At 71.4% G+C, this 11,661-nt stretch carries 15 protein-coding genes (1 of these 15 only partly in view); 5 read left to right on the top strand and 10 right to left on the bottom strand.

Features of this window, described 5'->3' with window-relative positions; all coding sequences use genetic code 11:
- Both tyrS and RV983_RS27885 read right to left on the bottom strand, forming a co-directional pair.
- Positions 1-272, bottom strand: partial view of a tyrosine--tRNA ligase gene (gene tyrS, locus RV983_RS27890; protein ID WP_475988472.1) — the 5' end (the start) only. It extends 994 nt beyond the left edge of the window; the window shows 272 of its 1,266 coding nt (coding positions 1-272); it begins with the start codon at positions 270-272; its stop codon lies off the left edge, out of view.
- A 64-nt stretch (positions 273-336) separates the two neighbouring features.
- Entirely contained in the window at positions 337-1,014 is a 678-nt protein-coding gene (locus RV983_RS27885) for a DNA-3-methyladenine glycosylase (RefSeq protein ID WP_475988471.1), read from the bottom strand.
- Positions 1,015-1,098: 84 nt separating this feature from the next.
- On the opposite strand from RV983_RS27885, the gene RV983_RS27880 reads away from it, so the two are divergent.
- From RV983_RS27880 to RV983_RS27870, 3 genes are all read left to right on the top strand, one after another.
- Entirely contained in the window at positions 1,099-1,881 is a 783-nt protein-coding gene (locus tag RV983_RS27880) for a sporulation protein (RefSeq protein WP_475988470.1), read from the top strand.
- A 43-nt stretch (positions 1,882-1,924) separates the two neighbouring features.
- Complete coding sequence (locus RV983_RS27875) at positions 1,925-2,461, top strand: YbhB/YbcL family Raf kinase inhibitor-like protein (RefSeq protein ID WP_475990478.1); 537 nt, start codon at positions 1,925-1,927, stop codon at positions 2,459-2,461.
- Between the two features lie 385 nt (positions 2,462-2,846).
- Positions 2,847-3,350, top strand: coding sequence for an HNH endonuclease (locus tag RV983_RS27870; protein WP_475988469.1), 504 nt, complete (start codon positions 2,847-2,849; stop codon positions 3,348-3,350).
- 24 nt (positions 3,351-3,374) lie between these two features.
- Here RV983_RS27870 and RV983_RS27865 read toward each other — a convergent pair whose 3' ends face one another.
- The 4 genes from RV983_RS27865 to RV983_RS27850 all read right to left on the bottom strand — a co-directional run bounded on the left by RV983_RS27865 (position 3,375) and on the right by RV983_RS27850 (position 6,591).
- Positions 3,375-4,142, bottom strand: coding sequence for a sulfite exporter TauE/SafE family protein (locus tag RV983_RS27865; protein WP_475988468.1), 768 nt, complete (start codon positions 4,140-4,142; stop codon positions 3,375-3,377).
- A 96-nt stretch (positions 4,143-4,238) separates the two neighbouring features.
- A complete protein-coding gene (locus RV983_RS27860; protein ID WP_475988467.1) occupies positions 4,239-5,183 on the bottom strand; it encodes an SPFH domain-containing protein in 945 nt (314 codons plus the stop codon).
- 128 nt (positions 5,184-5,311) lie between these two features.
- A complete protein-coding gene (locus RV983_RS27855) occupies positions 5,312-5,722 on the bottom strand; it encodes an NfeD family protein (protein WP_360912457.1) in 411 nt (136 codons plus the stop codon).
- A 77-nt stretch (positions 5,723-5,799) separates the two neighbouring features.
- Positions 5,800-6,591, bottom strand: a complete 792-nt coding sequence (locus RV983_RS27850; protein ID WP_475988466.1) for an ABC transporter ATP-binding protein — start codon at positions 6,589-6,591, stop codon at positions 5,800-5,802.
- A gap of 115 nt (positions 6,592-6,706) precedes the next feature.
- On the opposite strand from RV983_RS27850, the gene RV983_RS27845 reads away from it, so the two are divergent.
- A complete protein-coding gene (locus RV983_RS27845) occupies positions 6,707-7,504 on the top strand; it encodes a hypothetical protein (RefSeq protein WP_475988465.1) in 798 nt (265 codons plus the stop codon).
- A gap of 69 nt (positions 7,505-7,573) precedes the next feature.
- Here the strand turns inward: RV983_RS27845 and RV983_RS27840 are convergent, their stop codons facing one another.
- From RV983_RS27840 to RV983_RS27825, 4 genes are all read right to left on the bottom strand, one after another.
- Complete coding sequence (locus RV983_RS27840) at positions 7,574-7,813, bottom strand: chaplin (RefSeq protein WP_319661295.1); 240 nt, start codon at positions 7,811-7,813, stop codon at positions 7,574-7,576.
- Between the two features lie 232 nt (positions 7,814-8,045).
- Complete coding sequence (locus RV983_RS27835) at positions 8,046-8,297, bottom strand: chaplin (RefSeq protein WP_475988464.1); 252 nt, start codon at positions 8,295-8,297, stop codon at positions 8,046-8,048.
- A 178-nt stretch (positions 8,298-8,475) separates the two neighbouring features.
- Complete coding sequence (locus tag RV983_RS27830) at positions 8,476-9,129, bottom strand: response regulator (protein WP_475990477.1); 654 nt, start codon at positions 9,127-9,129, stop codon at positions 8,476-8,478.
- Between the two features lie 37 nt (positions 9,130-9,166).
- Positions 9,167-10,318, bottom strand: a complete 1,152-nt coding sequence (locus tag RV983_RS27825; RefSeq protein ID WP_475988463.1) for a GAF domain-containing sensor histidine kinase — start codon at positions 10,316-10,318, stop codon at positions 9,167-9,169.
- Between the two features lie 465 nt (positions 10,319-10,783).
- Here RV983_RS27825 and RV983_RS27820 point away from each other — a divergent pair, with 465 nt between their 5' ends.
- On the top strand, positions 10,784-11,572 hold the full coding sequence (locus RV983_RS27820) for an aggregation-promoting factor C-terminal-like domain-containing protein (RefSeq protein WP_475988462.1): 789 nt from the start codon (positions 10,784-10,786) through the stop codon (positions 11,570-11,572).
- Positions 11,573-11,661 lie beyond the last annotated feature (89 nt).

Genomic DNA, 11,661 nt, shown 5'->3' with positions numbered 1-11,661 from the left:
GCGTCGTTCAGCGTCCGCTCGGCAGTGGGCTTGGGGTCACCGATGAGTCCGGTCGCGCCGCCGACGAGGGCCAGCGGCCGGTTCCCGGCGAGCTGGAGCCGCCGGATGGTGAGGATCTGCACCAGGTTGCCGAGGTGGAGGCTGGGCGCCGTCGGGTCGAAGCCGCAATAGACCGTGACCGGGCCGTCCGTGAACGCCTTGCGCAGTGCGTCCTCGTCGGTGGAAACGGCGATCAGCCCTCGCCACCGCAGCTCGTCGACGATGTCCGTCACGGTTCTCGTGTCTCCTAGAGTCGGTCGGTGCCTCGTACCCGTTGCGTACGGAGTCTTACCGAGACTACGCGTTCCCCTCGACTCCTTTTGCGCCTCCCTGGGCGCGGCGGCGCGGTGTGTGGGCGCGGTAGGGACTGACCGTGGGGTCCCCGTCGATGTAGAAGCGCCAGGGATGGGCCGCACCTTCCCCACCGACGCCGGTGCGCGGGCCCGTGCGCACGGCCGCGCGGCCGGCAGGGGTGCCGGCCAGGACGCGGAAGGGGGAGTCCGCGGGATCGTCCGGGCAGACGTCGGCGCCGTTGAGGGCGCGGTCGACGTCCAGGGCGGTGGCCAGGCGGGCGGGCCCCTGGGCGAGGTCGTGGGGGCGCCTGGAGCTGACCCGGCGGGTGCGGGCGAGTTCGGCTCCCTCGAGGATCTCGCCGCCGCGCAGCAGGATTCCGCTGGGGTTGCCGCCGGGGCCGCAGACGATGTTCAGACAGTGCCACATGCCGTAGGTGAAGTAGACGTATGCGTGACCGGGTGGTCCGAACATCACGGCGTTGCGGTCGGTGCGCCCCCGGTAGGCGTGGGAGCCGGGGTCCGCGGGGCCGGCGTAGGCCTCGACCTCGGTGAGCCGCAGCGCGATGGGACCGTCGTCCGTCGTGCGCACCAGGATTCGCCCCAGGAGGTCGGGGGCGACCTCGAGCACCGGGCGGTCGAAGAAGGACCGGTGCAGGGGGATGCTTTCGGGAGCCGCGATCATGCGGTACGAGAGTAATGGAACCGTTCGGGGTGGGGCCGCGTTCGTAATGACCGAGGCAACCGCCAGTAAAGGGAGAGGGACATCGTGGGCTTCAAGAAGCTGCTTGCGAGCTTGGGTGCCGGGGGCGCGTCGGTCGAGACCGTGCTGGGCGAGCCGAATGTGGTGCCGGGCGGTGTGGTCCAGGGCGAGGTGCGCATCCAGGGCGGCTCGGTCCCGCAGCGGATCGAAGGGCTGTCGGTGGGCCTGCAGGCCCGGGTCGAGGTCGAGGGCCAGGACGCCGAGTACAAGCAGGACATCGAGTTCCACCGGCAGCAGCTGGGTGGCGCGTTCGAGGTGCAGCCGGGTGCGGTGCACGTGGTGCCGTTCGGGCTGGAGATCCCGTGGGAGACCCCCATCACGACCTTCCTCGGCCGTCACCTGACGGGGATGAATGTCGGCGTGACGACGGAGCTGGCGATCGCCCGCGCCCTGGACTCCGGTGACCTGGACCCGATCAACGTGCACCCGGTGCCCGCGCAGCAGGCGCTGCTCGACGCGTTCGGCCGGCTGGGATTCTCCTTCAAGAACGCGGACCTGGAGCGCGGCCACATCCGCGGCACCCGGCAGCGACTGCCCTTCTACCAGGAGATCGAGTTCTTCGCGCCGCAGCAGTACCGCGGGATGAGCCAGGTGGAGCTGAGCTTCGTCGCCGACGGCCACGAGATGGACGTCATCTTGGAGATGGACAAGAAGCCGGGTCTGTTCAGCGAGGGCAGCGACGCCTATCGCTCGTTCACCATGGACCTCAACAACTTCCAGGCCACCGACTGGGCGGCGTACCTCAACCAGTGGCTGGCCGAGGTCGGTGGCAAGCGCAACTGGTTCTAGGATCGGCCGGGGACAGCGCTTTCGCGATCAGGAGGTAACCGTGGTGACCGAGCAGAAGCGGCGACCGCTCCCCCATGACTTCCACCCGCCGGTGCCGTCGTTCACGGTTGTGAGCGACGACATCGAGCCCGGTGGCACCCTGAAGGACGACCAGGTCCACGCCGAGGGGAACCTCTCGCCGCATCTGCGGTGGGAGGGTTTCCCCGAGGCGACCCGCAGCTTCGCGGTGACCTGTTACGACCCGGACGCGCCTACGGGCAGCGGCTTTTGGCACTGGGTGCTCTTCGACATCCCGGCGTCCGTCACGGAGCTGCCCGCCGGAGCCGGCAGCGAGGGCTTCAAGGGGCTGCCCGAGGGCGCGGCGCACGTCCGCAACGACTACGGCACCCGGGACTTCGGCGGCGCCGCCCCGCCGCCCGGGGACGGGTCGCACCGCTATGTGTTCACGGTGTACGCGGTGGACCAGGAGAAGCTGGGCCCGGACGCCGACGTGTCGCCCGCGGTCGTCGGCTTCAACCTGCGCTTCCACGCGCTGGCCCGCGCCCATGTGATCGGCGAGTACGAGAACCCGGGGGCGTAGCCTCCCGCGGCCGGTAATTGCGTTGCGCCCCGGCGCTCCCGCACGCACAGTGGTGTCTGCCTGGTGACCCAACCGTCACCGGGAGTCGGCACCGCAGTGGCGGGGGCGGCGGGGCGTTGCGCTGTGCGGTTCTCGCCGCGCGACATGCCCGCTGTTCGCCGGAGTCCGGTCATGCGCCCGGGCGTCCGCGCCGACTGCCGCGCCCCCGGCGCCCGCGTTCCCCACGGGGGCGGGCACCGCGGGGTGGCGGGCAGGTGTCCGTTTCGCTTCCCGTTTCCTCCTGTTCGCATTCACGTGCGGAAATTGCGTTGTCCGCATGGGTATGGCCCGGTCACAGTGGAGCCACTTCGCCGCACGGCGAGGACGGACCAGAGGGGTGGGCGAAATGCGGGAGACGCTGGTACTGAACGCGACTTTCGAGCCGCTGTCGACGGTGTCGCTGCGGCGCGCGGTAGTGCTCGTGATGCAGGACAAGGCCGTGGTCGAGCAGGCCCACCCCGGACTGCGCATCCGTGCGGCGGCCGTGGAGGTGCCGGTGCCGCAGGTGATCAGGCTCTGCCGGTACGTGCGGGTGCCCTTCCGACAACGGGCCGCCTGGTCGCGGCGGGGGGTGCTGGTGCGGGACCGTCACCGGTGCGCCTACTGCGGCCGGCGGGCGACGACCGTGGACCACGTTCTGCCGCGTTCACGCGGGGGCGGGGACACCTGGCTGAACACCGTGGCCTCCTGCGCCGAGGACAACCACCGCAAGGCGGACCGTACTCCGGAGCAGGCGGGGATGAGGCTGCTGACGCAGCCGTTCGAGCCGACACCGGCGGACGCGCTGCTGCTGGCCCTGGGCCTGAAGGACCGTGGACACGTGCCGGAGTGGCTCGCGCTCCCGGCGTGACCGGCGTGCGCGGCGGTCGTCCGGTTACTTGACGAGCAGCTGGACGATCGCCGCGATGCCGACGACGACGATGACGCCGCGCAGCACGGTCGGCGGCAGCCGGCGGCCGATGCGGGCGCCGATGACGCCGCCGAGGGCGGCGCCGACGGCGATGAGGCCGACCGCGGTCCAGTCGAAGTCGGCGACGAAGAGGAAGAAGACGGCGGCGACGCCGTTGACGATCAGCGCGAGAACGTTCTTGGCCGCGTTGATGCGCTGCCAGCTGTCGTCGAGCAGGACGCCCATGAGGGACAGGTATATGACGCCCTGGGCGGCGCCGAAGTAGCCCCCGTAGACGCTCGCGAGGAGCAGGCCGAGGGGCAGCAGGACACCGCCGTGCTCGGGGGCCTGGGTGCCGTTGCCGGCCCTGCGGGCCTGGAGGGCGCGGGAGAGCCGGGGCTGCACGACGACGAGCACCAGGGCCAGGCCGATGAGGATCGGGACGATGGTGTCGAAGGCCGCCGAGGGCAGGGCCAGCAGCAGCACGGCTCCGGCCAGTCCACCGCACATTGCGGCGGCGCCGAACCGGACCAGGCGGGTCCGCTGGCCGCGCAGCTCGCGCCGGTAGCCGATGGCGCCGCTGAGGGAGCCGGGGACCAGGCCCAGGGTGTTGGACACGTTGGCGGTGACGGGCGGCAGGCCGACGGCGAGCAGGACCGGGAAGGTGATCAGCGTTCCCGATCCCACGACGGTGTTGATCGTGCCGGCGGCGACGCCCGCCGTGAGGACGGCCAGGGCTTCCCAGAGCGACATTGCGGCCTCCATGATCGGTGCGTCTCCTCCCCGCCGTCGAGGTCGAGGGGAGCGCACGGATCATGTCACAGGCGGGGTGGCGCGCCGGACGGCGCTTCAGTCCTTGTCGAGCCGGGGGGCCTCGCGGCGGGGGCCGCCCTCGCTGTTGGTCCCGCCGCCGGCGCCGGGTGCGCCGGGGAGGTTGACGATGCCGCCGAGACCCTTGAGCGCGTCGTTGAGTTCGCTGGGGATGATCCAGAGCTTGTTGGACTCGCCCTCGGCGATCTTGGGGAGCATCTGCAGGTACTGATAGGCCAGCAGCTTCTGGTCGGGGTCGCCCTCGTGGATGGACTCGAAGACCGTGCGGATGGCCTGGGCCTCGCCCTCCGCCCGCAGGGCCGCGGCCTTGGACTCGCCCTCCGCGCGCAGGATCGCGGACTGCTTCTCACCCTCGGCGGTCAGGATCGCGGACTGCCGGATGCCCTCGGCGGTGAGGATCGCGGCGCGCTTGTCGCGGTCGGCGCGCATCTGCTTCTCCATCGAGTCCTGGATGGAGGTGGGCGGCTCGATCGCCTTCAGCTCGACGCGGTTGACGCGGATGCCCCACTTGCCGGTGGCCTCGTCCAGAACGCCGCGCAGGGCCGCGTTGATCTCCTCGCGCGAGGTCAGTGTCCGTTCCAGGTCCATGCCGCCGATGATGTTGCGCAGCGTGGTGACGGTGAGTTGCTCGATGGCCTGGATGTAGCTGGCGACCTCGTACGTGGCGGCCCGCGCGTCGGTCACCTGGTAGTAGATGACCGTGTCGATGTTGACGACCAGGTTGTCCTGGGTGATCACCGGCTGCGGCGGGAAGGGCACGACCTGTTCGCGGAGGTCGATGCGGTTGCGGATGGTGTCGATGAACGGCACCACGATGTTGAGGCCCGCGCTCAGGGTCCGGGTGTAGCGCCCGAAGCGCTCCACGATGGCGGCACTGGCCTGCGGGATGACCTGGACCGTCTTGATGAGCGCGATGAAGACGAGCACCACCAGGATGATCAGGACGATGATGATCGGCTGCACGTCCACTCCCACGCCGTTTGCTGCTGACTGTCAGTACGAAGACATGATCAAGTCTGGCAGACCCCCGCGGGAGGCGGGCCGGGTTCGGCGAATTCCCGTTCCGGATCCGGTGCGGGGCTCGGGCCGGATCAGATCACGACGGCCGTCGCGCCCTCGATCTCGACGACGTCCACACTCTCGCCCGGATCGAAGTGCCGGCCGGAGTCGAGGGCCCGGGCGGACCAGACTTCGCCGTTGAGCTTGATCCTGCCGCCCTGTCCGTCGACCCTTTCGAGGACGACGGCCTGGCGGCCCTTGAGCGCGTCGATGCCGCTGCGCAGCTCGGGCCGTTGCGCGCGACTGCGGTTGGCCAGCGGACGCACCACGGCGATGCCCGCGACCGAGACGATCACGAAGATCAGCACCTGCGGTGTGATGCCCAGGCCGAGCCCCGCCGCCACGGCGGCGGCGACGGCACCGACCGCGAACATCCCGAATTCGGGCATCGCGGTCACCACGAGAGGGATACCCAGCCCCACGGCGGCGATGAGCCACCACAACCAGTCGTCCACACGTCCATCGTAGGGGCCGGAGTGGATCTGTGACAGGGTGCGACCGCTCTCCCCCGAGCCCGGTCCTACTTCAGGGGCAGGCCGTTGGCGGACCAGCGGTCGCCGCGGCGCTCGACGACGAGCGGCAGGCCGAAGCAGAGGGACAGGTTGCGGGAGTTGAGCTCGGTCTCCATGGGGCCGGCCGCCACGACCTTGCCCTGACGGATCATCAGGACGTGGGTGAATCCGGGGGCGATCTCCTCGACATGGTGGGTGACCATGATCATGGAGGGGGCGATCGGGTCGCGCGCGAGCCGGCCGAGCCGGCGCACCAGGTCCTCGCGGCCGCCCAGGTCGAGACCGGCGGCCGGCTCGTCGAGGAGCAGCAGCTCGGGGTCGGTCATCATGGCGCGGGCGATCAGGGTGCGCTTGCGCTCGCCCTCCGAAAGGGTGCCGAACTTGCGATCGAGGTAGTCGCTCATGCCGAGGCGGTCCAGGAAGGCGCGGGCCCGGTCCTCGTCGACCTGCTCGTAGCTCTCCCGCCAGTGGGCGGTCATGCCGTAGGCGGCGGTGAGCACGGTCTCCAGGACGGTCTGCTTGCGGGGCAGCTTCTCGGCCAGGGCGACGCCCGCGATGCCGATGCGGGGCCGCAGTTCGAAGACGTCGACACTGCCCATCTTCTCGCCGAGGATCTGGACCGTGCCCGAGGTGGGGAAGAGGTAGCTGGACGCGATGTTCAGCATGGTCGTCTTGCCGGCGCCGTTCGGGCCGAGGATCACCCAGCGCTCTCCCTCGGCGACCGACCAGGAGACCTGGTCCACCAGAGCCCGGCCGTCTCGGACCACGGTTACGTCCACCAGCTCCAGAACATCGCTCATGAGCGCGTTGTCTCCCAATTCCCGATCGCATGTCTGCCGTCGCGGGCGCCTGTAGGCACCGCCCCCAGGGAAATCTACGCCACGGCCGCCCTGCCCCAGTCCTTAGGCTGGGGGGATGCTCGATGAACCTCGCTCAGGACGGTTGGCGGCTTGGGGGAATGCCCTCATTGCCGGACTTGCCGCACCGGATGACGCCGCTCAGGAAGTGATCGCGGGCGATTCGGCCCACCGGATGGCCGGGCTGCCCGGGGAGTCCGCCCCGGTGGGGCTCACTCTCGGTCTCGGCAGGCTGCGCGCCCTGGGGGTGACCGGGCTGCGTGTCGCGCTGCCGGTACCGGGCCACCCGCTGGGGCTGAGCGGGCCCCCCGAGTTCAACGCCCGCGCGATGGCGGCCGGCGAGGCGGTCGTCGCCGTGGGCGGGCCCCCCATCGGCTTCGTGCCGGAGGTCACAGAGGTCGGCCCGCGCGGGGACGTGCACGTGGGGGTGGAGTGGCAGTGCCTGGAGGTGCGGGACGCGCCCCCGGCGGACGTGCCCTCCCTCGGGGAGGCCGAAAGGGAGCTCGCGGAGGCCCTGCGGGACGCCTCGGCGGCGCTGGCCCGGCTGGACGTGGCCGGGGCCGGTCCGGCGGCCCAGGCGGCGCTGGAGGCTTACCGGGGGCGTGCCGAGCGCGGGCGTGAGGTGCTGGCGCCGGGCTATCCGCCGCGGGCGGTACGGGTGCTGGAGCTGGCGCAGCGGGTCGGCGCGCTGGTGACCATCGCCACGGGCGCGCAGTCGGAGCACGGCGGGGCGGTGAGCGCCTCGGAGATCGCGGCACGGGCGGAACTGCTGCGGCCGGTGGAACGCACGGCGCGGCGGGCGCAGGTAGCGGCCTACAACGCGTTCGTGGAGGAGGCCGAGCGGCGTCGGGGCTGAGGCCCGGCCCCGCCGGGGCGGCACGGAAAGGGCCCCGTGGACGGCATCGTCCACGGGGCCCTCGCGGCATCAGTCGTTGAAGCAGACGTTCCCGATCGCCGGGTTCAGGAGCCCGATGACGTCGATGGTGTTGCCGCAGATGTTGACCGGGATGTTCACCGGCACCTGGATCACGTTGCCGGACAGCACGCCGGGCGAGCCGACGGCCGCGCCGCCCGCGTGGGAGCCGGCGAACGCGGTACCGGCGGTGCCGGCGGCGGCCGTACCGGCGGCGGCGATGACGAGGGCGGCCTTCTTGGCGCTGTTCATGAGAGCTGTTCCTCCTGTGATGACGCGGTCCCAGGTCGCGGGGCCGCACTGTGGCAACGCGGTGACCGGGGCGGTGACACGGCCCCGCCGCAGGAAACCTCCGTACGGCGGAACTCATGGGCGGGAACAGTCAGTAACGGGCGGAAATGAGCGGAAAACGAGACCGGCCCCGGAGGTGGTCCTCCGGGGCCGGTGGTCACTGCCGGACCGCGGCGTGGCCGCGGTCTCATGGTCACTTGTTCAGGCAGAAGTTCCCGATGGCCGGGTTGAGCACACCGATCACGCTGATGGTGTTGCCGCAGACGTTGACGGGGATGTGCACCGGCACCTGGATCGTGTTGCCCGAGACCACGCCGGGCGAGTGCTTCGCGACACCGTCGGCGTGCGCGCCACCACCGCTGTGAGCGGAGGCGGCACCGGCACCGACCAGGGCGATGCTTCCGGCGACCATGGTGACGGCGGCGACCTTGTGCAGGTTCTTCACTTTTCTTGACCCTCCTTGCATGTGGCGCCGCGGCAGTCGCCGCAGCACGCCATGAAGAACGGGGCAGACGCGTCCAGGTTGCGCCATCCGGGCGACATACACCCGACGGTATGAATCTCACTCCGGACGGCGACGATCGGCTTGTCCTACCGCTAGGGCACCGCTCACCACGCCGCGCTCAGGTCCCGATGCCGTGCCGGACGGCCCACAGGGCCGCCTGGGTGCGGTCGGACAGGTCGAGCTTCATCAGGATGTTGGAGACGTGGGTCTTGACGGTCTTCTCCGACAGCACCAGGGCACGGGCGATCTCCCGGTTGGAACGGCCCTCGGCGATCAGGGACAGCACCTCGCGCTCCCGCTCGGTGAGCGTGCCTCCGCGGCCCTGACCGGAACCCGGCTCCTCCTGGGAGAGCAGCACGTCGGCGACCTCCGGCTGCAGCAGCACGTGCCCCGCGTGGACGGAGCGGATGGCGCCCGCCAGCGCTTCGGGGTCCACGTCCTTGTAGACGTAGCCGGCCGCACCGGCGCGCAGGGCGGGGACGACGGTGCGCTGCTCGGTGAAGCTGGTGACCACCAGCACCCGCGCCCTGCTGCCGGCCTCGCGGAGGCGACGCAAGGCCTCGATGCCGTCGGTGCCGGGCATCCTGATGTCCATCAGGATCACGTCGGGCACGAGTTCCTCGGCACGCCGCACGCCCTCGTCACCGTCCGCCGCCTCACCGACGACCTCGATGTCCGGCTGCACCTCGAGGAAGGTCCGCAGGCCGCGCCTGACGACCTGGTGGTCGTCGACCACCAGGACGCGGATCGCCCGCCCCTCCCCCGCGTCCAGGCCTTCCCCGAAGCCCTCCGGGCCGTCGCTCCCCGGGTCACCCACCGGGCACCTCCATCTCGATCACGGTGCCCTTGCCGGGCGCCGACTCCACCGTCAGGGCGCCGCCGACCCCGTCGGCCCGGTCCCGCATCGAGACCAGGCCGAGGTGGCGTCCGGCACGCCGTACCGCCGAGGGGTCGAAGCCCCGGCCGTCGTCGGTGATCCGGAGCACCGCTCCCCTGCCGCGGGCCTCCAGGCGCACGGTCACCGCGCTCGCGTCGGCGTGGCGCAGCGCATTGTGCATGGCCTCCTGGGCGACGCGCAGCACCACCTCCTCCTGCGCCGCGGGCAGGGCCCGCACCTTGCCGTGGCTGAAGGAGACGTGCGCCGTGTGCGCCCGGCCGAGGACCTGGGCCTGGGTACGCAGGGTGGCCAGCAGCCCGTCCTCGTCCAGGGCGGCGGGGCGCAGTTCGACGACGACCGCGCGCAGTTCGTCGGCGGCCTCGGCGGCGAGTGCGGCGACCTGCCGCAACTCCTCGCGGGCGCGGGCCGGGTCGCGGTCCACCAGCGCGGCGGCGGCCTGGGCGGTGAGCCGCAGGGAGAAGAGCTTCTGCGAGACGGCGTCATGCAGCTCGTGGGCGATGCGGGCGCGTTCGCCGGCGAGGGTCAGCTCGCGGCTGCGCTCGTACAGGCGGGCGTTGGTGAGGGCGATGGCTGCGTGCGCGGCCAGGGTGCGCAGCAGTGCCTCGTCCTCGCCGGTGAAGGCGGGCCCGCAGCCGGGGGGCCGTGGGCCGCGCTTGTTGGCGAGGAAGAGGGCGCCGAGGATCTCGTCGCCGTCGACCACGGGCATGCCGAGGAAGTCGCTCATCTCCGGGTGGGCGGAGGGCCAGCCCCCGAAGCGGGGATCCGCGCGCACGTCGGCGAGCCGCTGCGGGCCGGCCTCGTGGAGCATCACGGCGAGGATGCCGTGCTGGCGGGGCAGCGGGCCGATCGCCCGCCACTGCTCGTCGCTGACACCGTCGACGACGAACTGCGCGAAGCCGCCGTGGTCGTCGGGTACGCCGAGCGCCGCGTATTCGGCGTCGAGCAGTTCACGGGCGGAGGCGACGATGGTCTGCAGGACCTCGCGAACCTCCAGGTGCCTGCTCATGGCGAGTACGGCCGCGCTCACCGCCTCGACACCGCGACGGGATGACCGGCTGTGCATGGCTTCACCGTACTGGCGAGGTGGGCATCCGGGATCGGCCGTGGGACCCGGCGGGACCGGTCCCGCGGACCTAGGCCGAAATGCCCTTGCGGCCGCGGTGTGCCGGCCGCGTGCGCACCGCCGGGGCCGGAACGCGCGGAACGTCCGGGAAACGGCGGGAGAGCGATGTACGCACGGTCACCTAGATGCCACACAGCGCCATGCGCTTGTGAGGCACCGCATAGGACGTACGTCACGTACGAAGCGGGCTAGTAGGTCCGAGAGGCGCCGGACCACCCGGAAACGGGGCATGTGCCGGCACGGGGCGGCCCGCCGTCTACGACTTCGGGTAGTAATACCTGACTTTGCCCGGGAATTTCCCGCGGGCTAAGAATGCTCGGGTCGCTCCGCGCCGCGTTGGACACGTGGCGCCTCTCTCTGCCTGTGCAGAGCGGAGCGCAGCCGAATGGAAGAGGTAACTCCCCCATGCAGCTCCCGACGATCCCGTCTCTCGACCGTCTGACCAAGGCCCACAAGTACTCCGCCGCGGGTATCGCCGCGGCCGGTGTGGGCGTCCTGGCGATCACCGGCGTGACCGGGAGTGCCGGTACGGCCCAGGCCGATCAGGCCGCCGCCACCAAGGCCGCCAAGGCTGCCAGGGCCGCGCACGCCTCGCACGTGGCCCACGTGAACGCCGTGACCGAGCAGCACGCCGCCCACGTCGCCCACCAGGCCGTGGTGCTCAAGAAGCACGCTCAGCACATCGCCCAGGTCACCGCCAGGACCAAGGCGCACGCCCGGCACGTCGCCCATGTCGTCGCCCTGCACAAGGCGCACGCGGAGCGGGTCGCCGCCGAGGCCCAGCAGCGCCGCGCGGAGCAGCAGGCCGCCAACCGCAGCCACGAGCGCCGGGCGCTGATACCCCAGCAGAAGCAGGCCTCCCCGCGCGCCGCGCAGGAGAGCACGGCGACCGCCGCGGCGGTGCCGAGCGGCAGCCCGCAGGAGATGGCGCGGCAGATGGTCGGCGACGCGCAGTTCCAGTGCTTCTCCAGCATCGTGACCCGTGAGAGCGGCTGGAACCCGCAGGCGGTCAACGCCTCCTCCGGCGCGTACGGCCTGGTCCAGGCCCTGCCCGGCTCGAAGATGGCGTCCGCGGGTGCCGACTGGCGCACCAATGCGGCCACCCAGATCAGGTGGGGCCTGAGCTACATGAACGAGCGCTACGGCAGCCCGTGCGGCGCGTGGTCGTTCTGGCAGGCGCACAACTGGTACTGATCCCGCGGATCAGGCATCGGACAGCACAAGGGCGGCGGATTCCCGGTCGGGAATCCGCCGCCCTTGTGCGTGCCAGGGAGGCCCGGAGG

It is taken from the genome of Streptomyces sp. RLA123, from assembly GCF_056270165.1.
This window is presented reverse-complemented; position numbering and strand designations above follow the sequence as displayed.

Excerpts from the sequence above, each read along its gene's own strand:
- RV983_RS27885 (WP_475988471.1), bottom strand. The coding sequence starts at position 1,014 with ATGATCGCGGCTCCCGAAAGCATCCCCCTGCACCGGTCCTTCTTCGAC.
- RV983_RS27870 (WP_475988469.1), top strand. The coding sequence starts at position 2,847 with ATGCGGGAGACGCTGGTACTGAACGCGACTTTCGAGCCGCTGTCGACG.
- RV983_RS27865 (WP_475988468.1), bottom strand. The coding sequence starts at position 4,142 with ATGTCGCTCTGGGAAGCCCTGGCCGTCCTCACGGCGGGCGTCGCCGCC.
- RV983_RS27850 (WP_475988466.1), bottom strand. The coding sequence starts at position 6,591 with ATGAGCGATGTTCTGGAGCTGGTGGACGTAACCGTGGTCCGAGACGGC.
- RV983_RS27845 (WP_475988465.1), top strand. The coding sequence starts at position 6,707 with ATGCTCGATGAACCTCGCTCAGGACGGTTGGCGGCTTGGGGGAATGCC.
- RV983_RS27840 (WP_319661295.1), bottom strand. The coding sequence starts at position 7,813 with ATGAACAGCGCCAAGAAGGCCGCCCTCGTCATCGCCGCCGCCGGTACG.
- RV983_RS27825 (WP_475988463.1), bottom strand. The coding sequence starts at position 10,318 with ATGCACAGCCGGTCATCCCGTCGCGGTGTCGAGGCGGTGAGCGCGGCC.
- RV983_RS27820 (WP_475988462.1), top strand. The coding sequence starts at position 10,784 with ATGCAGCTCCCGACGATCCCGTCTCTCGACCGTCTGACCAAGGCCCAC.